Origin of the sequence: Vibrio nitrifigilis, assembly GCF_015686695.1 — a bacterium.
In the GTDB taxonomy this organism is placed as follows: domain Bacteria; phylum Pseudomonadota; class Gammaproteobacteria; order Enterobacterales; family Vibrionaceae; genus Vibrio; species Vibrio nitrifigilis.
The window spans coordinates 1538801-1560314 of the sequence record NZ_JADPMR010000004.1 but is presented as its reverse complement, the minus strand read 5'-3'; the positions used below and the strand labels follow the sequence as shown (position 1 = coordinate 1560314).

17 protein-coding genes and 1 riboswitch are annotated in these 21514 nt (G+C 42.3%); of the genes, 12 read left to right on the top strand and 5 right to left on the bottom strand.

Features of this window, described 5'->3' with window-relative positions:
* The first annotated feature begins 30 nt into the window (after window positions 1–30).
* From I1A42_RS23325 to ade, 11 genes are all read left to right on the top strand, one after another.
* Window positions 31–294, top strand: coding sequence for a hypothetical protein (locus I1A42_RS23325; protein WP_230389733.1), 264 nt, complete (start codon window positions 31–33; stop codon window positions 292–294).
* A gap of 245 nt (window positions 295–539) precedes the next feature.
* A complete protein-coding gene (locus tag I1A42_RS23320) occupies window positions 540–2429 on the top strand; it encodes a methyl-accepting chemotaxis protein (protein WP_196125335.1) in 1890 nt (629 codons plus the stop codon).
* A 255-nt stretch (window positions 2430–2684) separates the two neighbouring features.
* A riboswitch (FMN riboswitch) is annotated at window positions 2685–2831 on the top strand.
* 118 nt (window positions 2832–2949) lie between these two features.
* Window positions 2950–3606, top strand: coding sequence for a 3,4-dihydroxy-2-butanone-4-phosphate synthase (ribB, locus tag I1A42_RS23315; RefSeq protein WP_161154473.1), 657 nt, complete (start codon window positions 2950–2952; stop codon window positions 3604–3606).
* 137 nt (window positions 3607–3743) lie between these two features.
* Window positions 3744–5078, top strand: coding sequence for a D-serine ammonia-lyase (locus I1A42_RS23310; RefSeq protein ID WP_196125333.1), 1335 nt, complete (start codon window positions 3744–3746; stop codon window positions 5076–5078).
* Window positions 5079–5255: 177 nt separating this feature from the next.
* Window positions 5256–6005, top strand: coding sequence for a substrate-binding periplasmic protein (locus I1A42_RS23305; protein WP_230389731.1), 750 nt, complete (start codon window positions 5256–5258; stop codon window positions 6003–6005).
* Between the two features lie 264 nt (window positions 6006–6269).
* A complete protein-coding gene (locus I1A42_RS23300; RefSeq protein ID WP_196125331.1) occupies window positions 6270–7289 on the top strand; it encodes an ABC transporter substrate-binding protein in 1020 nt (339 codons plus the stop codon).
* A gap of 9 nt (window positions 7290–7298) precedes the next feature.
* Entirely contained in the window at window positions 7299–8327 is a 1029-nt protein-coding gene (locus I1A42_RS23295; RefSeq protein ID WP_329604861.1) for a FecCD family ABC transporter permease, read from the top strand.
* Window positions 8324–9085 (top strand): ABC transporter ATP-binding protein, encoded by a 762-nt coding sequence (locus tag I1A42_RS23290; protein ID WP_196125329.1) that lies wholly within the window; start codon window positions 8324–8326, stop codon window positions 9083–9085. Before I1A42_RS23295 ends, I1A42_RS23290 begins: the two co-directional genes overlap by 4 nt.
* Before the next feature lie 764 nt (window positions 9086–9849).
* Window positions 9850–11079, top strand: coding sequence for a M20 family metallo-hydrolase (locus tag I1A42_RS23285; RefSeq protein ID WP_196125327.1), 1230 nt, complete (start codon window positions 9850–9852; stop codon window positions 11077–11079).
* A gap of 11 nt (window positions 11080–11090) precedes the next feature.
* On the top strand, window positions 11091–12422 hold the full coding sequence (locus I1A42_RS23280) for an NCS2 family permease (RefSeq protein ID WP_161154468.1): 1332 nt from the start codon (window positions 11091–11093) through the stop codon (window positions 12420–12422).
* A 5-nt stretch (window positions 12423–12427) separates the two neighbouring features.
* Entirely contained in the window at window positions 12428–14218 is a 1791-nt protein-coding gene (ade, locus tag I1A42_RS23275; RefSeq protein ID WP_196125325.1) for an adenine deaminase, read from the top strand.
* Window positions 14219–14303: 85 nt separating this feature from the next.
* Here the strand turns inward: ade and phaC are convergent, their stop codons facing one another.
* The 4 genes from phaC to I1A42_RS23255 form a co-directional block, all read right to left on the bottom strand.
* Window positions 14304–16085: a class I poly(R)-hydroxyalkanoic acid synthase gene (gene phaC, locus I1A42_RS23270; protein ID WP_196125322.1), complete on the bottom strand. Its 1782-nt coding sequence runs from the start codon at window positions 16083–16085 to the stop codon at window positions 14304–14306.
* 70 nt (window positions 16086–16155) lie between these two features.
* Window positions 16156–16509 (bottom strand): phasin family protein, encoded by a 354-nt coding sequence (locus tag I1A42_RS23265; RefSeq protein ID WP_161154465.1) that lies wholly within the window; start codon window positions 16507–16509, stop codon window positions 16156–16158.
* 42 nt (window positions 16510–16551) lie between these two features.
* A complete protein-coding gene (locus I1A42_RS23260) occupies window positions 16552–17757 on the bottom strand; it encodes an acetyl-CoA C-acetyltransferase (RefSeq protein ID WP_196125320.1) in 1206 nt (401 codons plus the stop codon).
* Window positions 17758–17769: 12 nt separating this feature from the next.
* Entirely contained in the window at window positions 17770–18510 is a 741-nt protein-coding gene (locus tag I1A42_RS23255; protein ID WP_161154463.1) for an SDR family oxidoreductase, read from the bottom strand.
* A gap of 1172 nt (window positions 18511–19682) precedes the next feature.
* Between I1A42_RS23255 and I1A42_RS23250 the strand changes: the two genes are divergently transcribed.
* Window positions 19683–20411, top strand: a complete 729-nt coding sequence (locus I1A42_RS23250; protein ID WP_196125318.1) for a sulfite exporter TauE/SafE family protein — start codon at window positions 19683–19685, stop codon at window positions 20409–20411.
* A 42-nt stretch (window positions 20412–20453) separates the two neighbouring features.
* On the opposite strand, the gene uxuA is transcribed toward I1A42_RS23250, so the two are convergent.
* A complete protein-coding gene (gene uxuA, locus I1A42_RS23245) occupies window positions 20454–21512 on the bottom strand; it encodes a mannonate dehydratase (protein WP_196125316.1) in 1059 nt (352 codons plus the stop codon).
* Between the last annotated feature and the right edge of the window lie 2 nt (window positions 21513–21514).

Below are 21514 nucleotides of genomic sequence, written 5' to 3'. Positions count from 1 at the left end.
ACCAATTGTTAATGTTACAAGGAGATAACCATGCCTGAGGCATACTGTCACTGCTGCGGTAAAGTAACGGCACATAAAGTCGTTATGGAGCGTTCTCGAAATCGCCAAATTTCAGGTTGGCAAACACTGCAACAGTTAGTGTCTCTTATTTTAAAAGGTGAGCATTACTACCAATTAGAGCAGCAATATTATTGTCGTGTGTGTAATCATCGTTCAGAAACAAATTTCTCTATTCAACCAGGAGAAGAGCAATCTGATTATCATGATGTTAATTCTGATGTGAGAATTATTTAATCATTATTTATTATGTGGTTACTGTGATGTTTTTTCTTATATAAGCTAAAAGTGATATAAATTATTTTCTAAAGCCAAGTCGTTTATGGTAACTATTCGGTTGCCATCACATTTTTCATTTCTTGCTCTCAATAGAAGGCGAATGACGCCGATATAAGTCGTATATTATCCAAATTATCAGCTAATCTTTAGCGAAGTAAGACTAATTATAATATACGTCTATCATTTAGTGGGGAGCATTATCCATGCAGTTGAGCCTAAAGAGAAAGATGGTTATCTCTGTTATCATTGGGATAGCATTGACTACCGCTGCCCTGTTGACCGCGGGTTATCAGGCATTTAAGCAAGAAACGTGGAGATCCATCGAGAGTGAAAGTGTGAATACCTTAAAAGCACATGCAAAAGGTATTGGCGATTGGATTTATACGAAACAGCAAACAATTGAAGGTCTCAAAGATGAAGTTCAGGCCAACCCTGAACTCGATATTGTGCCCCATCTGCGCCAAGCATTTACTTCTGGCTCTTTCGGTTTGACTTATTATGGAAATGAGAATGGTGATATGTATCGCCAAGATCCTTCCCTCAATAAAGCAGGATATGATCCCCGAGTTCGCGGCTGGTATAAGTTAGCCAAAGAACAAGGTAAAGCGGTCACAACTCCCCCTTACATTAGTGTGACCATGAAAACACTCGTGGTCACTTTAGCCGATCCTGTTTTTGTGAATGGTCAATTTACTGGTGTGGCTGCGTCTAACTTAGCATTGGACAAAATCATTCGTGATGTATTAGCGATCAAAGTTCCTGGTGATGGTTATGCCATCCTTGTTAATCGTGAGGGGACGATAGTCGCTCACCCTAATAAAGATCTGATACTGAAAAAAATCAGTGAAATTTCTCCAGATTTAAACACCCAAGCATTGATTCAAGCTTCAGATAACAGCTCCCAGTTAGCAATCTCATTGAATGGTAAAGCGCAAATTATGATGGCGCAAAACATTGAAAATACCGACTGGATGTTGGTCATGGTGATGAACAAGGCTGTGTTAGAGCAACCTCTGCACAAAATGCTGATTTCTCAGTTAACGATAGGATTAATCATTCTTGTCATCATCGCGTTGATTACCTCGTGGTTTGTTGCGCGTCAGTTACGCGGTTTAACCAATATCACCAATGCTTTGACTGATATTGCTGAGGGGGATGGTGATCTTACTCGTCGCCTAGATGTATCTAGCCAAGATGAAGTAGGAATATTGGCCGATAAGTTCAACAAGTTTGTTAACCGTCTACACCACATGGTTAAAGAGGTGCACAATGTGACGGTTAAATTGAATGCGGGTGCCAATGAGGCGGCACGCTCTGCGACTCAACGTAGTGAACGAGTACAGCGTCAGCAAGATGAAATTACCATGGTGGCGACTGCTGTCACCGAAATGGCATCTGCAACGGCTGAAATCGCAGGTAATGCGGAGAATACGGCGAAGAACTCTAACCAATCGGTAGAACTTGGTGCGCAAGGCTTCCAACAAATGCAGCAAAGCAAGCAGTCTATTGATCAATTAGCGAAAGAACTGACTAACGCGGTTTCGATCATTAGTGAATTGGAAGTGAATGCGAATGAGATTTCAACGATCCTTTCTACGATTCGTGGTATTGCAGAGCAAACTAACTTGCTAGCCTTGAACGCTGCAATTGAAGCGGCTCGAGCTGGTGAGCAAGGTCGTGGGTTTGCGGTGGTTGCAGACGAAGTTCGTGTATTGTCACAACGCACTCATGCTTCAACCGAAGAGATTCAAACCAAAATTGCAGGCCTCCAAAAAGTGACATCAAACGCTGTTGCGGTAATGACAGAAAGTCATAATTTAGTTGAAACCAGCGTTAATGATGTGAATCAAACTGGAGAAAGCTTACATCAAATCAGTGAAGCGATTCAGTTAATTAGTGATATGGCTACACAAATTGCCTCTGCTGCTGAAGAACAATCTCTCGTGACTTCCGATATCAACACTAATACGGAATCCGTTCGTGAGGTGAGTGATCAGCTAGCATCTGATGCGCATGAAGCTGTGGAACAGGCGAAAGAGCTTCATGGATTAGCTAACCAGCTAAATAATGAGATCTCTCGTTTTAAACTTTAGCTATCGCGCAATATTCAAAAGGGTATCTTCGGATACCCTTTTTCATTTCAGAAACCCATAAAATAGTCAATACAGGCAGTTATATTTGTCATTGCTTGTTATCGTTTTTGCGTTTTTCCCCTGATAAGATCAAACAAAAGTCATTATTGCCATGTGGTTAGTGGTTTTCTCTTTTCAAGTTGTAGGTAAAGGCATACCATTACTGCAGTTATCCCACGATGAATAAGTGGGGGTAACATACATGTTAGAATTTGTATTTATTCTCAGGGCGGGGTGCAATTCCCCACCGGTGGTATACCTTATAGGTGAGCCCACGAGCGCTCAATAGTGTTCTATTGAGGTCAAGCAGATCTGGTGAGAAGCCAGAGCCGACGGTTATAGTCCGGATGAGAGAGAATGATAGACACATCAGCATTGTGGTGTTCACTTGTGTCATAAACGAGTGAGTATTACGCATTGCTAAGTTTTTGATCTTTATCCCTCATAAGCCCTGATTCTGGTATTCGTTAGGAGTATAACCATGAATCAGTCTTCTTTACTTGCCGAATTTGGCGATCCTATTAGCCGTGTTGAAAATGCTCTTGAAGCATTGCGTGAAGGTCGCGGTGTATTGTTACTTGATGATGAGAGCCGTGAAAATGAAGGTGACCTTATCTATTCTGTTGAGCATTTAACTGACGCTCAAATGGCCCTGATGATTCGCGAATGTAGCGGAATTGTCTGCTTGTGTATGAGTGATGCCCACGCAACTAAACTCAATCTACCACCTATGGTTGAAGTGAATGACAGTAAAAACCAAACTGCTTTTACTATTTCAATTGAAGCGAAAGAAGGAGTGACCACTGGTGTCTCTGCTAAAGATCGTGTCACCACGATTAAAACGGCAGGTCGCTTTGAAGCAAAAGCAGAAGATTTAGCTCACCCAGGTCACGTATTCCCTCTACGTGCTCGAGCTGGTGGTGTTATGACTCGTCGTGGTCATACAGAAGGTACTGTTGACCTTATGCAAATGGCAGGTTTAACGCCATTTGGCGTATTGTGTGAAGTAACCAACGTTGATGGCACCATGGCAAAGGCACCCGAAATTGTCGCATTTGGTAAGGAGCATCAGCTGCCCGTTCTTACGATTGAAGATATGGTGTCATACCGTATGGAAAAAGATTTAAAACTGGCATAAGTTTTATCTTTGAATAGCAAAAAGGCACTGATGATAGTGCCTTTTTTTATATTTTATGACGAAGTAGATTTGTCAGAATCATCAACTCTTGCTCTAATGGAAAGACTATTTCGCGTCGAAGCAAAGGATTGATAGCGATGACAACTCGGACAGTATCAGAATGGGAAATTGCATTCCCCATAATTAAGCAACTAAGAAGTTATACTCCTCTATATTGGTCTAATCCTAAGTCGACTACTCTCGAACAAGGTTTACCCTATGTTGGCCTAGATCATCAAGATATCCAACAAGCCAGTGATCGCTTAACGAGGTTTGCGAGCTATTTAGTTAAGGCCTTTCCTGAAACGGCTTCAACTAAAGGTATTATTGAATCCCCATTGGTTGCAATCCCTAATATGAAAGATGCGCTTGAACGGTATTATGATTGTGCAATATCAGGTTCACTATTAATGAAGCTCGATAATGCTTTACCGATTTCAGGATCGATTAAAGCGCGGGGCGGCATTTACGAGGTATTGTTTCATGCTGAGGCTATTGCTTTAAAAGCAGGGGTAATAACCGAACAAGATGATTACAGCCAGTTATTTTCCCCTCAAGTCCGTCAATTATTAGGTCAATACACCATCGTGGTGGGGTCAACTGGAAATCTGGGGTTATCCATTGGAATCATGAGCGCCAAATTAGGTTTTGCAGTCACGGTACATATGTCAGCAGACGCGCGCGAATGGAAAAAAGCCATGTTACGCGATCGTGGTGTTGAAGTGATTGAATATCAAGATGACTACGGTATCGCTGTTGAAAATGGCCGCCAACAAGCTGAACAAGATCCGAGTTGTTTCTTTATTGATGATGAAAATTCGAAGCATCTTTTTCTCGGCTATTCTGTAGCCGGTGAGCGTCTTAAACAACAATTTCAAGAGCAAAAAATACAAGTGGATAGTGAACACCCACTTATCGTGTATTTACCATGTGGTGTCGGTGGTGGACCCGGTGGTGTTGCATTTGGTTTAAAAATGGCTTTTGGTGATCATGTACATTGTGTGTTTGCTGAACCGACTCATTCTCCGTGTATGCTGCTGGGTGTGATGACCGATGAGCATGAACACATTTCGGTCAACGACATCGGAATGGATAACGTGACTGAAGCGGATGGACTGGCAGTTGGCCGACCATCAGGATTTGTAGGGCGTGCAATGGAGCACCTTTTAGATGGATTCTATACCGTTGATGACAACCAACTATTTGAATGGCTTGCTTTATTAAATCAAAGTGAGCAGTTGAAGTTAGAACCTTCAGCGTTAGCGGGGATTGGTGGTCCGCTTTGGTTGAGTGAGCAACCGCAGCGTTGTAAGCACGTAGAGAATGTGAATCCAGATAATATTACGCATCTGATTTGGGCAACAGGGGGCGGAATGGTTCCTGACAGTGAGATGGATCACTATATGGCAAAGGCGATTGCTGCATTGAAATAGCGGTTTGTCATTAAACCTCATGGCAAAGATGCGAAGACGTACCTTTGCCATTTTACCGGCTAATCCAATGGTATTGACCCATAAAAAATGAGTGCTTAATCACATCAGGATTATGCTGACGCCTACAAACTCTGCCTATACTTCAATCAATTTATCATCACTTTTGAAGAAGATGTAATGAGTAAGTTGATTGCACTCTGTACCAAGACTGTTTTGATCACTTTGTTATCTCTTATCGCCAACGCACAAGAGTTAAATGCTGATTTTCGTCCTCGTCCTCCGGAAATGGTGATTGATGCGACTACTCACCAGTTAAGTGGTCCTCTCAAAGACATTATTGACCAAGCAGCAAAAGAGCTAGGACATTCGGTGACTTGGAATTCTGTCCCATTCATTCGTAGTATAAGTAACTTAAAACATGGTACGACTGATATCGTACCGAGAGTTATTCGAACTGCACAACGAGAAGAATTTATCCGCTATGTTGGTCCAATTACCAGACAAGTAAAAAATATAACCTTTGTGACATTAACTTCTGGACCTAAGATCAGCACTTATGACGATCTGTATAATTTGACGATTGGCGTTAAGCGTGGCACCGCCTATTTTAAGCGTTTTGATCAAGATAAACGTATCAACAAAGTGGTAATGAACGATGATTTTAATCTATCACGATTGCTTAAAGCTAAACGTATCGATGCGATCATTGTGTTAGATGAATCTTCATTGGACGCAGAATTTTCATTGATGGGATTTAACGCTTACAAACAAGCGAAGTATATACACGCAAACATTATAAGTAATTATTACGGTATGCCTAAAAACCATCCTTTAGCGCCCGCTTTTAATCAAAAAGTCTCTGAGATGGTTGAGAACGGAGAGATTAAACGTATTTATAAACGCTATGGTATTCACCTGTCGGACTAACTGTAGCGGTTACTCAAATCAACAGAGTCGCTGGTTCAGCGATTAGCTCCATTCATATCGTCCCTATTTTTGGTTTTTAGACCGAACTTGTAGAGGGTTTTTTACGTGTTTCTAACGCAAAGTTGATTTTAATCAGTGTGATATATCACCTGTCTTGTCATGTTAATGCTTACTTCACTATTAATAAAAATGTGTTTTTCTTGACTCATATTTTTATTAATGGAATTATTTGTGAAATGTTATAACATAACAATATTGGAACATATGTCTTATAAATTACTTAGCTCAACACTTTTTGCGGCAGCAGCTCTTACTGCTAGTACTTCCGCTTTTGCAACTCACTATCCTTTTACTATTGATAATTGCGGTCAGAAAAATACCTATGAGCATGCGCCTGAGCGCGTGGTCACTATTGGCCAGCATGAAACCGAATTGATGCTAGCTCTTGGCCTGAAAGACAAAATTGTTGGTACTTCGGTTTGGTTTGGTCCTTTGCCAAAAGCCTATTCACAAGATGCAACGTCTCTAAAGCGTTTATCTGATAACTCGCCAAGTTTTGAAGCCGTTCTTGGTCAGAAACCTGATTTAGTCGAAGCTCAATACACGTATCATGTGGGTAAACAGGGTGAAGTGGCGACTCGTGGTCAGTTTGAAGATCTAGGTGTGCACACTTGGATTTCGCCAAGCGACTGTGTTGGTAAAGGTTTAACCGATAGTTCAAACAGTGATGGTGCGCGTAGCGTGCCTTTCAGCGTAGATTTACTGTATCGAGAAATTACAGATTTGGCAAAAATCTTTAATGTTGAAGCTCAAGGTAAAACACTTAACGCCCAGCTAGCACAACGTATCGAAAAAGCGCAGAAGGCGGCGAATAGCTCAGCCCTGAAGGCTAAAGACACCAAAGTCGTTTTCTGGTTCTCAAGTTCACGTTTAAAAGGAGATGCTTGGGTGGCAGGTAATTCTGGTGCTCCAGAGTGGATCGCTGATGCCCTTGGTCTTGATAACGTAGTGGATTCTAACCAAGAGTGGCCAGCGGTAAGTTGGGAAACCATTGCTGCTGACAATCCTGATTACATTGTATTGGCTAAAATGGATCGCCGTTTATATCCAGCTGACGATATCAAAAAGAAAATAGCCTTCTTGAAAAACGATCCTGTGACTAAACAGATGACGGCGATTAAACAGAATCACATTATTGTGGTTCCAGCAATGTCGCTTAACCCATCACTTCGTAATGTCGATGCAGTAGAACAGATTGGCCAAAAGATTGGTCAAATGAAATAAGGTATTTTCGTGGTTGTAAAATCAAACTTTTTCACCGCGCTACTTATGACACTGAGCTTGCTCAGTGTCTTTGTTCTTATGGTCTTGGCTGCGCGAATCGGTGATGTTCCAGTATCCTTTTCTCACACTTGGATGGCCATTACAAATGGGTTGGGCTTTACGCATTATTCATTACCCGCTCTGGAGCAAGGGATCATTTGGCAATATCGAATGAGCCGTGCACTGATGGCTGCATGCAGCGGAGCTGGCCTAGCACTATGCGGGGTGATCTTACAGGCTCTATTACGTAACTCCTTGGCAGAACCTTATCTTCTAGGAATTTCAGCTGGCGCATCTACGGGAGCGGTATTGGTGATGTTGCTTGGAGTCGGTGGTGGAATCATCTCGGTTTCAGGTGGTGCGTTTCTGGGAGCATGTGCTTCATTTTTGGTGATTATGTTACTGGCGCGTGGATTATCGTTTGAGCCCAGTCGCATTATTCTCGCGGGTATTGCCGGAACGCAATTATTTAATGCATTCACGGCTTATTTGGTAAGTACCTCCGCCAATGCTGAGCAATCGCGTAGCGTAATGTTCTGGCTACTCGGCAGTTTGAGCAGTGTTCGCTGGCCAGATGCGGTTATGGCACTAGTGATTGTGATTCCTGTTTTTTTGTTATTGCTCGCTTTTGCACGACGGTTAGATACGTTATCGTTAGGTGAAGATATTGCCCGCACATTAGGGACTAATGTGACATTACTGCGCGTCGTGCTATTGGTGATTACGGCATTAATTACAGCGGTTATGGTCAGTACCATTGGTGCTGTTGGGTTTATCGGTTTGGTTATCCCTCACATTGCTCGTTTTATCGTTGGTCATCAGCACCTTAAACTGCTTCCTGCTGCGGCTCTTATTGGGGCCCAGTTTATGATTTTGGCCGATATCACCTCACGAATTTTAGTGGCACATCAGGTATTGCCTATTGGTGTGGTAACCGCACTGGTGGGTTCTCCGGTATTTGCTTTTATTCTCTATCGTAGCCGAGGAAAAGTGGCATGAGGATTGATGGCGAACATTTAACCATTTCTCGTGAAGGGAACACCATACTGCATGATGTGCAATTTCACCTTGATTCTGGCCGTAAGCTGGCACTTATTGGACCAAATGGCTCAGGGAAATCAACATTATTGCGTACTTTAGCGGGGCTAGAGAAAGAGGCTGTATCGCATCTAGTGCTTGGTGAAGAGCGGGTGTGCGATCTGTCTAAACATCAAATGGCCACCCGAGTCGCGCTGGTGGCGCAACATTCTCAACTGGATATGGATTTAACCGTTGAAGCGTTAGTGAGGCTAGGGCGCACACCTTATAGAGGACTGTTTTCTTCTTGGTCTCAAAAAGACACAGAAGCGGTAGAACAGGCCTTAAGACAGACTCAATTAACCGAGTTACGTCACCACCATTGGCATCAACTTTCTGGCGGCTTACAGCAACGTTGTCAGATTGCCAGAGCACTAGCGCAGCAGCCTGATATCTTATTATTGGATGAACCCACCAACCATCTCGATATTCAATATCAGTTAGAGTTAATGTCATTGATTGAATCACTACCTATGACCGTTGTGGTTTCATTGCACGATCTTAACCTTGCAGTGAATTACTGCACGGATGTTTTGCTATTAAATCATGGCAGAGTTGTAGCGTGTGGTCATCCGTTGGATGTTATTACTGAGCAGAGAATCGCTCAGGTCTATGGCGTTAAATCGAGTATTTGTCACCAAAGTGATGGTGATGTTCATATCGCATTTCAAAGACGTTAAACCGCTTTCAAACGGATTTATGAAGATAAGGAAAGGTGTCGTGCCTTTCCTTATTTTTTATCTGGTTATATACCCAAGTAACTTCAATATACTGTTTCAGTGAGGATGTATTCGCTTTTAAGGCACTGAGTTGAAGATAGAGCCATTCTACCTTGAAAGGACGTCTATTGTGTCATAATACCTAGCAACTCACTGGAGTCTTGCTTCAGAGCTTTCCTTACGTTCACTTTATTCTCCGTTACTCAATTTCTCGTTGTCTGATAATTGCTTATGTTATACCCAAGTAACCTCAAGATGCTGTTTCAGCGAGAATGTATTCGCTCTTAGGCAAGGCACCGATTTGAAGACATAGTCATTCTACGTAGAAAATCAGTAACACAGCCTAGGAGCGAATAAAACTCGCCCTTTGGGAGCTCATCAACAAACCTATTTCTACGCCCAATCACGTTAAAAGGGAATGACCATTCCTGCCGTGATTGAGCTTGACCTAGGCTCGTTGATGAAGCTCTGAATCCTGCATCTTGAGGTCATTTGGGTATAGGTGTTTGTTGTTTTATAACCATTTGCTCAGAGTAACTGGTCTTAAAGCTAATTTTAATGTCGCCATTTTTGTCGTCAGTCAGAATGTTCTTCGAAAATGCCTCCCTTTACGCTTTGTGTAGAAACGTTTCTTGAGTTTTTTATTGATATATTGGAACATATCTTGAACTTATACGAACAATTAGGCAAAAGATTGCCTATGTTATGGAAAAAGGGCAAGGATTGTGCCGAACGGATTATTTTCAATCGAGCGATTTATCGATGATCTCGCTCGTTTTTCAGAAACATCGGATGGGGTGACTCGGTTTCCTCTTACCGAACAAGCCAAACATGCGCGCCAATACATCGCCGACACCATGGAGCAAATAGGACTTACTGTATTTACTGATGGAGTGGGGAATATCCATGGCCAATTAGCGGGAAGCGACCTTTCTAATCATAAGCCTTTAGTTTTGGGATCTCATTTTGATTCTGTACGACATGCAGGCAAATACGATGGTGTGGCGGGAATTGCTTGCGCTCTTGCTGCCGTTGATATGCTTCTTTCTCAGGGAATATCACCATCGTTTCCTATCGAAATTCTTGCTTTAGAAGGGGAAGAAGGCTGTGAATTCAAAAGCCCATTAATTGGTAGCAAAGCGTTAATTGGGCAACTGAGTCTAGGCGAATTAAAGCAGGTAATGAACTCAAAAGGGCAGAGTTATTATCAGCAATGCGAAGCTTCTGCCCTTAATCCTGCTTCTTTACCACAGCCTTATTATCGATCCGACTCTATTGCTGGTTTTATTGAATTGCATATCGAGCAGGCAGCAACATTAGATAGAGAATCGATTCACATTGGTATCGTTACTGCAATCAGTGCTCTGCAACGCATTCGTATTGAGTTTCATGGGCAAGCTAATCACGCAGGAGCAACTCCAATGAATCAGCGCTCTGATGCTTTGGTGACGGCGGCTGAATTTATTCATCAAGTCCCAACTATGCTAGCTGAGTATGGTTCACCAGCAGCGACTATTACGTGCGGTCATATTGAGTGTACTCCTAATCGGGCCAATGTTATCCCCGGCTTCGCTGCCTTGGAAATCGACATTCGCGATACTTCTCAGCCATATATTGAACGCTTATCTAATGGTGTGAAACACACCGTTGAACAGTTGGGAGAATCTCCCGGATTAACCACTGTATTTTCCATTTTAGGAACTGGCGATGCGGTAACAATGGATGAATCGTTACGTCAACAATTGACGCAAAGTTGCCAGCGATTGGGCATTCCACACATGGATATTCACAGTGGTGCCGGACATGATGCGGGCGTTTTTGCGCAAATAACACCTACAGCAATGGTGTTTGTGCCAAGTGTTGATGGCTATAGCCATAACCCTAAAGAGCACACACCACTTCAATTTTTGGAACAAGGAACATCGGTTCTCTTGGACTTTCTTCATCACTATTAATAGGGACTGTTATGGTTGCTCAAGTACTTAGCGGCAAGCTAACACTTAGTGAACGTTTGGATAAGCGTTTTCAACTGGTAAAAAATAAAACCAATGTTAAAACGGAGATCGTTGCCGGACTGACGACTTTTATGGCAATGGCTTACATTTTGATTGTTCATCCTACTTTTATGAAAGCCGCCGGTATGGACGTAGGGGCGGTAACCGCTGCTGTGGCGTTATTCTCGGCTCTCGCCTGTTTTGCAATGGGATATTTTACTAACTTACCTTTTGCTTTGGCGCCCGCTATGGGGGGAAATGCCTTTTTTGCTTTTACGCTGGTGGCTGATGGGGTGGTTAACTGGCAAACCGGGATGGGCATGGTGTTTATCTCTGGGATGACCTTTGTATTGTTAACCTTACTTGGCTTGCGTGAGTTGGTAGTCCGTATGATGCCAACCAATGTAAAAATAGCTATTGGTGCAGCTATTGGTTTATATATCGCTCAGCTTGGCTTTAAAAGTGGTGGGCTGATGGTGTTTCATGGCCATTCAATTACGCTGGGAAGTATGGACGATTATAAAGTCGTGCTCACTTTAGCCGGTTTGGCACTCACCATGGGGTTAACCGCTCGTAAAATTACCGGCGCTCTGTTGTATGCCATGGTGATTATTACGGCTGTTGGTATTCCTCTAGGGCTGACACATGTGCCAAATCAGTTTGTTTCCTTGCCTCCATCATTGAAGCCCATTGCGTTTCAGTTGGATATTGGCGATGCACTGAAATTTGGTTATATCTCGTTTATTTTTACCTTTTTTGTGGGCGACTTTTTTTCCACATTAGGAACGTTATTAGGTGTGTCAGATAAAGCGGGTTTATTGGATAAAGACGGTAATTTGCCAAATATCCATAAACCATTTTGGGTTGATTCGGTTGCGACTGTTGTTGGTTCTCTATTTGGTTTAACGACATTGACCTCTTATATTGAGTCTGCTGCGGGGGTTGAAGCGGGAGGTCGTACGGGGTTAACTGCAATTGTGACAGGTTTTTGTTTCTTGATCTGTCTATTTTTAACACCAATCGCGACGATGATTCCTGGTTTTGCAACCGCACCGATACTGATCATGATCGGTCTTATGATGCTAACGAGTGTGCAGCGTTTAGATTTTTCCGATCCTACAGAACTGATGCCTGCGTTCTCAACCATTGTTTTTTGTGCTTATACATCAAGTATTGCCAATGGCATCAGCTTTGGCATTTTGTCTTATATCGTCGTGAAACTGTTGGCAGGTCGTTATAAAGATATTCATCCAGGCCTATATATTTTGGCGATTCCTTTAGTGTACTTCTTTGCTATTAAGTGAGTGTGATGCGAATTAATCCAACTAATCCTCAAGCGCTAATTAAAGCTGCTCAGGGACACATTGCGGTCGATATCTTGCTGCAAAATGTTCAGGTCGTGAATCTGTTTACGGGTGAAATTGCACCTGGTGCAGTGGGTATTTTTGAGGGGATGATTGCGTTTGTCGATTTTGACCCAGAAAACCTCAATCGTGAAACATTGACCTATCAAGCAAAGCAAACCATTGATGGGCATGGGCAATATCTTATTCCTGGGTTTATTGATGCACACTTGCATATCGAAAGTACCATGATGACGCCACGTCATTTTTCAGCTTCTGTATTGCCTTGGGGAACCACCACTGTAGTGATTGATCCTCATGAAATTGGTAATGTGCTTGGCGCTGAAGGAGTGAAATACATGGCACAATCGGTCAGTGATCTGCCGATTCGTTATTATGTGTTAGCGCCTTCTTGTGTACCTGCTTTGCCGGGAATGGAATCATCGGGGGCAGACTTTTACGCAACGGATATCCAGCAGCTGACCGAAGCAGAGGGTATTTTTGGTATTGGTGAAGTAATGGACTTCCATGGCGTGCTAAATAACGATGCGCGTATGGTCGATATTCTTAAACAAGCCAATCAACAGCATCAGTATATTCAAGGCCATGCTCCAGGAATGTTTGGTCGCCGCTTAAATGCTTATTTATGTAGCGGCCCAACCAACGATCACGAAAGCCGTAGCGGTCAAGAAGCAAAAGATAAAATGCGACTTGGTATGTACGTAGATGCGCGTGAAAGTTCTGCCTCGCAAAATGTGCATGATATTGTCGAGGCTGTAAAAGACTTTCGCTATCACGACTTATTGTGTTTATGTACGGACGATCGCGAAGCGTCGGATATCCTTGAAAGTGGTCATATGAACTATGTGGTAAAAACGGCGATTGATGCTGGGTTAGATCCGATAACCGCCATTCGTTGCGCCACCTTACATACTGCGCGAGATTTGGGGGTTCGTAACCTCGGTGCCGTCGCGCCGGGATATGTTGCGGATGTTCAATTGATTGAATCATTGACCGAACCAAGGCCATCATTGGTGATCAGTCATGGGCAGATTGTTGCTCGAGATAATCAATTAGTCACACCGTTTGCGAGCAAAATGAGCCCTGTTGAAGCGCTCAATACCGTCGATAACATCCCATTACTAAGTGAGTCTGACCTAACGATTACTGCACCTTTGCAAAATGGGACGGTGAACGTCAATGTCATGCACTACTTACGCCCTAATGGGTCATTAACGGAATGGCGACCGACAGATATCACCGTGAAAGATGGCAAATTACAGCTGCCTGAAGGCCATATGTTTGCTTTGGTACAAAACCGTTATGGTTTATTTGATCAGAGGACATTAGCCGTAGTGAGTGGTTTTGGGCTTCGTGAGGGGGCGATAGCATCAACCGTCTCGCATGACAGTCACAATTTGACGGCAATTTTCGACACCGCTGCGAATGCGTTGGTTGCGATTCAGCAAGTGATCGAGCAGCGCGGGGGAATCGCAAGCTGCGCTAATGGTGAAGTAAGCGCTAATATTCCGTTGCAAGTAGCCGGGCTTATGTCGCTTGAACCGTGTGAGGTTGTAGCGCAGCAAAGTGAGCAAATGAAAGCCGTATTGCGTTATCAGGGATTAACTGAAGCGCCAAATCCGACGATGCGGATCTCTACGATGGCCTTACCTGTGATTCCTAAAGCAAAATTGTCAGATAAAGGGTTAATTGATGTAGCGAATCACTGTTTTGTACCACTGTTCATTGATGAATAATTTGAGAACGGATGAACGTGGCATTTACACTGTAAACAGCGTGAGATAAAAAGAGAGCGACTCACTGAGTCGCTCAATTGACACACTATGCTTCAGACTGATCGACTGGAAGCACAATCTTTACATACTCGCCTGGAGCGGCTGTAATAACAGGATGTTGTTCAGAACCTTGGGTATAAGGCGCAACTTTTTCTTCAGGGTTGAATTGACCCAACCACTGATTCCAGTGCGTCCACCAAGAACCATCAGTATGCGATGCTGCTGATAACCATTCTTCAGGGTTTTCAGTCAGATTATCATTGATGTAGAAGCCATATTTGTTCTTATCTGGGTGATTAATGATCCCAGCAATATGACCAGACTCACCAAGTACGAACGTTTTCTTACCACCGACATGCAATGCACCATTGTAAGTACCTTGCCACAGAGCAATATGGTCTTCTTTGGTTGAAACGAAGTAGGTTGGGATGTTGATCTTACGTAGGTCGATCCAGACTCCACCGATTTTCACACCTTTATCTTGAATCAATTTGTTATTCAAATAGAGTTCACGCAGCATGAAGTTACTGGTTTCAGCACTTAGGTTAGTACCGTCACTGTTCCAGTAAAGTAGGTCGAAGTCGACAGGATTATTCCCTTTCAGGTAATGTTCGACGTAGTAATTCCAATACAATGAATTTTCCCTTAGCAAGCTAAAGGTAACGTTCATCATACGTCCATCCATATAACCACGAACTTGGTTTTGGATTTCCACCGCACTGATAATTGGGTCGTTAATATAAACGCCAATATCCCCAGGGCGAGAGAAGTCGAGTAGAGTTGTGAAGAAAGTCGCTGACTTAATGCGTTTTTTCATACGTTTCGCTGCGTAATAAGCAACGGTACATGCCAAAACAGTACCACCAATACAGTAACCTGCTGCATTAATTTGTTCTTGGCCTGTGATTTCTTCAATTGCAGTAACCGCTTTGACGACACCGTCAGTAATATAATCACCGAATTCAACTTTACGTTGTTCGTAACCAGGGTTACGCCAAGACATCAAAAATACGGTATGACCTTGTTCTAGCAACCATTTCACCATAGAGTTTTTGGTGCGTAAATCAAGGATATAGTATTTATTGATGTATGGAGGAACGATCAGTAGTGGTGTCGCATTTACCTGCTTGGTCATCGGTTTGTATTGGATGAGTTCAAACAGATCATTTTTATACACCACATCGCCAGGTGTAGTTGCAATGTCTTCACCAACACGGAAAGCCTTTTTGTTCGTCATACGAATTTTTAGGATTTCAGCGCTAGATTCTACATCTTCTTGCAACTGCTCTAATCCTGCGATCAAATTAGCGCCATTTTTTTCAATGGTTAGCTTACGTAATTCAGGGTTAGTTGAAATAAAGTTTGATGGCGAAAGCGCATTGATGGTTTGACGAGAAAAGAACATTAAACGTTCTTTTGTTTTATCATCAACGCCTTCAATCGACTCAATCGTTTCTAAATACGTTTTACTAAACAACAAATAAGATTGTTTAATAAAATTAGAAACCACATCAGCATCCCAAGCTTCACCAGAAAAACGTTTATCCCCTCGATCCGCATCAACAATGCTAGGTTGTGATGGGTTAAAGAATACGTTTTGCCAGATTTCTAACTGCTTTTCCCACCATTGGGTCTGCAGTTTGAGCATCGCTTGAGGTTGATTAGCCGCTTGTTCTAGTAGTTTCGCTGTATCATCAAAATTCACTTCTTGTAATGCTTTGTTGACTGGAGAACTAAGAACTTCCTTGTTTGCTTCAACATTTTTCCACCAATGCACATTGGCTTCTTGGAGTTTTACAAGGTAGTCTGAAAAGAAGTTTTGATACATTTTGAGACTCCTGTGATCGGAAACCACGCTGCCGCGCGGTGAAGCGAGGCAGCGTTGTAACTAAATATCCTTACTGAGCGTTTGGAGTTACGGTTTTCAGATTTTCAGTAGTCAAGCTGTCAAAATCATCTTTGAATTCTTTAGCAATAGCTTGAATTTTATTGCTATCAGCAACAAGTTGTTCGGATAATTTTGAGAAAACGGCAAGTTGTTCGCTGTTGAATTTAGTCAATGAAGTGACGTCAGTAATTTCGCTGGCTGCTTTTACTTGGTCAAGGCCCATTTGGCTATAGGTTTGAATAGCTTTCAGTTGCATTTCAGTCAAAGTTTCAACGTTTTTAGCCATCAATTTATTGAATTTGGTGTAAGGTTCGAAACTTTTTTCTGCTTGATCAGTAAATGTTTTAAAAAATTCGGTGTACATGGATATTCTCCTGATAGTGAATAATATTTAATCCGTTAACGTTTAAATTGCTTTGACTACCACTGCTGTGCCCATACCGCCTCCGACACACAGTGAAGCCACACCATATTGATTTGAGCGCTTATGCATCTCGTAAATCAAACTCACAAGAATTCGGTTTCCCGATGCTCCCAGAGGATGACCTAATGCAATGGCTCCTCCATTCACGTTGGATTTATCGAGAATGGTTTTAGGGTCGACTTCATGAATTTTTGAAAGCTGTTTGATAACGCCTAATGCTTGTGCTGCAAACGCTTCATTCAGTTCAAAAAGATCGATGTCCTTAATTGTTAATTGTGCTTTTTTAAGCGCTTTTGTGACTGCTCCAACAGGCCCTAATCCCATGACTTTAGGATCAACGCCATCTTGAGCGTAGCCGACAACTTCAGCCAATGGCTTCAATTGGTATTCTTTTACGGCTTGCTCAGAAGCAAGTACAACGGCACTTGCGCCATCGTTGATACCAGACGCATTACCTGCGGTAACCGTGCCTTCTTTATCAAAGGCAGGACGCAGTCTTGCGAGTGTTTCTGCGGTGGTGTTTGGTTTAGGGTATTCGTCTGTGTCAAATATCACGGCGTCGCGGCGAACTTTGACTTCAACAGGTACAATTTCATCTTTGAACTTGCCTGCTTCAATAGCGGCGACGGCTTTGTTTTGACTCCATGCTGCAAATTCATCTTGCTCTTTACGAGTTAACCCTACTTCTTTGGCAACGTTTTCTGCGGTGACGCCCATATGATATTGGTTGAAAACATCAGTCAAACCATCGTTAATCATTAGATCTGTCAGTTGGGTATGTCCCATTTTGTGGCCATTACGAATGCTTCCAGAAATCGCGTAAGGAATAGCAGACATGACTTCTACACCACCTGCGATAACCACGTTGGCATCGCCAGCTTTAATGTGTGAGATGCCATCCATTACGGTTTTCATCCCACTGCCACACACCATATTGACGCTATAAGCAGGAACAGAAACTGGAATACCCGCATAAATGGATGCTTGGCGTCCCACATTCATACCTTGGCCTGCACCCACTACGTTACCAATAATCACTTCATCAACGTTGTCGGCGGCGACACCTGATGCTTCGAGTGCCGCTTTAACCGCGACTGCACCAAGTTCACCTGCGGGTGTATTCTTCAACGCTCCGCCAAATGACCCTAGAGCTGTACGTTTCGCTGCTACGATAAATACTTTTTCCATCCAGATATTCCCCTAGTGCATGTACAAACCACCGTTGACAGACAAAGTCTCACCGGTGATATAGGCACCAGCATCGCTGACTAAATAAGCGACGGCATTAGCGATATCTTCTGGAGTAGCAAGACGTTTCATTGGGATTTCAGCTTTGATTGCATCCAGTACGTCTTCACGCATTTTGGCAACCATAGGGGTTGCTGTGTAACCAGGTGCAACTGCGTTGACAGTGACACCATATTTTGCACCCTCAAGAGCCAATGCTTTGGTAAAACCAATCATGCCCGCTTTAGCTGCTGAGTAGTTGGTTTGACCAAATTGGCCTTTGATACCATTCACTGACGTGATGTTAACAATTCGACCTGATTTCTTTTCCAGCATTGAAGGGAAAATAGGGTGAGTCACATTAAACACGCTGTTTAGGTTTGTGTTGATAACGGCTTGCCAATCATCGGCAGTCATTTTTTTAAATTGTGCATCTCGGGTGATACCCGCAGTGTTAACGAGAACATCGACGCTCCCTTCTTCCTCAAGCAGTTTAGTCAAGGTGGCTTGGCACTCATCGACTTTAGTCACATCGAGTTCTAGTAAACGAATTTGATCGTCTGAGAAGCCTTTTTCTTTCACCCATTCAACTGAGTGGTCGTACATAGGTTTGATGTATGTTGCGATGACTTTAAAACCATCGTTAATCAGTTGTGAAGAAATGGCAGAACCGATTCCGCCAGTAGCCCCTGTGATCAAAGCGACCTTTTTCATAAAAGACTCCATTCAAAAGTGTCCGGTATTGGCTGTCATCTCAAAGACTATCGCTAGCAGATGGCGATTGATTTCGCTACCTAACAAAATATTATCTTTAAGATATGACGTTCTAATATCTTTCATTCAAAAATGACAATTTTAAATATAACGTTTTGGATTTATTTAAATTTGCACATCTACTTTAAAATTAAATTTCTTTAGTTACGTTCTTAATACTAGAAGCTAGTTTTGATTCGAATCATGAGCGCACTCTCAAAACTATGAAATGCATTTCGTACTTTTTCAAGTTTTGCCCAAAATCATTTTTCTTTTGCTTATCACGAATATAGATATTCATTAGTGATTGAATTGTTTTTGTAAGTGTTTGATATGTAATGGTAAAATTTATTATTAGATCTAGTCGATGTTTGCATTTTTTAGAAGGGGTAAACTTTTTTTATAAAATAAATAAAAAATAGAATCAGCAGATAATAATATGTTAAGTATCATTAGTGTTTACTTATGTATTTTTAATTAAATGAGATTAATAAACTTCATATAGCAAAATGGAATAAAAATACCTTATTACTCCTTATGTTTAATTTCTCACTTTTGAGAAACGTAACGCTTATGCGTTTATCCAATTTTTAAAATAAAATGCGTCTGAAATTAGAGGGTTGGATATTGTAAGTAACCGAATATTTCTAGTACGAATTATGCACGTAGTGAAAATAGGTATTATCGATTGGTATACAAATATGAGATTAATGGGGATAGGAAAAGCGACGTACTGCATGATTATGCAATTAGGATATAACAAGTCGCTTATTTACAAATTTATTACAGAAAAGAGAGGGTTATAATTATTATGTTAAAACTCAATACTATGTGTATTAATGGCCTATGAAGTCACCCTATGATGAACAGGTTATTGCTGATTTATTTGAGATTTGTTGTTGAAATTGGGGGAGGTAAAGAGGGGAAAGTGATTGCTTTTCGGTCATGAAAAGAGAAAGGCTTAACGAAACAACACACTTTTTTTAATTTATGTAATAAGCGTTTGATCCAACGGGGCTCAATGCTTGCGTTGACTATGATACACTCCTCAACAGTATGAGTGCGTGACATTTTTAGACCAAAGTTCACTAATCAACTTCATCTCTTTTCTCTTTATAGTTTAAGGCTAAATAATGGATTATTTTTCTAGCCCCATTGTGATTTCGATGGTGCTAATTTTTATCGGTTCTTTTGTTCAGACTGCGATTGGTTTTGGATTAGCTGTCGTGGCTGCTCCACTTTTGTTTGCTCTTTCTCCTGATTATGTTCCCGCTCCTGTGACGTTAAGTGCTTTAGTCCTTTCATTCCTTAACGCCATGAAGTTAAGGCATAATATTTCCATTGGTGGGCTTAAGATGGCATTGATTGGTCGTGCTCCTGGGTCTGTCGCTGGCGGAGTTTTACTTGTGTGGGTATCTGCTAAGGTTCTAGAACTTTGGTTAGGACTACTGGTTATGATGGCGGTATTGGTGAGCTTGTTGCCTTTTCGCATTGAACCAACGCCCAAGCGCATGTGTATTGCGGGATTCTTTTCTGGTTTCTTTGGTACCAGTAGTGCGATTGGCGGCCCTCCTATGGCATTGTTGCTGCAACATCAAGAAGCGAATAAATTACGTGGGAATCTAGCTGCCTTTTTTGTGTTCAGCTCTATCATGTCCCTTATTGTTCAATTATGTGCAGGATTTTTGACGTGGCACCATTTATTGATCTCTTTACCGCTGATGCCAGCCGTAGTGCTTGGGTATTTGGCGGCGATTAAGTTAACAAAAAATTGGCCTAAAGAAACTATCCGCAAGTTTGCTCTCGCACTCTGTTTTATTAGTGGAGCAACCGCCATCGCAAAGGGGCTTGGGATTCTATAGCGATAAAAAAGAGAAGTTTACACTTCTCTTTTTTTGTTGTCGTTAACTCTCTAAACTATCCCAAACACCAAGAAGATACATGATGCCAAGTGCTCGATCATACAAACCATAGCCGGGTCTGGCCCATTCTTCTTCTCCCCATAAATGACGTCCATGATCCGGTCTCAGGTAACCTGTATACCCATGTTTATGCAGGGTCTTGATTACCTTAACCGTATCGACCGAACCATCACAGGCTCGATGTGAGGTCTCGATAAAATCACCATTAGCAAATCGTTTAACGTTACGCACATGCATAAAGTGTATACGGCTAAAGCATTGGTCAATGATAGCGGGAATATCGTTATTGATTGAGCCTAGAGAACCGGTACATAAACTTAACCCGTTATAGGGGCTATCGACGAGGCTTAGTAATCGTTTGATATTAGTTAAATTGGTAATGATTCGTGGCAGGCCAAAAATAGCAAAAGCAGGATCATCAGGGTGGATACCAAGTTTAATATCGTACTGCTCACAAACCGGGATCACTTGCTCAAGAAAATACTGTAGATTGGACCAAAGCTGTTCGCTGGTGAAACCTTGGTACTGAACAAACGTGTGTTCCAGTTTAGCTAATCGCTCAGGTTCCCAGCCTGGCATAGTCACATCCACATTTTGTGATAACGTTTTTATTAGCTCCATGGGATCAATATTTTGAATACGGCTTTGTTCAAAAAACAGAGCGTTAGAGCCATCCTCAAGAGGGTGGTAAAGTTCGGTTCGAGTCCAATCAAATACGGGCATAAAGTTATAGCAAACCACTTTCACACCCGCTTTAGCTAACCTTCTGAGTGTTTCTTTATAATTGTCAATGTAGACGTCGCGAGTTGGAAGTCCAAGCTTTATATCTTCATGGACATTAACACTTTCAACGACATCAGCATGAAACCCCGCTTGGCGTATGGTTGCGATTTCTTTAGTGATGCGTTCTTCGCTCCAAAGCTCACCCGCTGGCATATCGTGCAGCGACCAAACGATACCATCAACGCCCGGAATCTGTCGGATTTGGGCAAGGCTAATCTTGTCGTTTCCCTCACCATACCAACGAAATGTCATTCTCATGA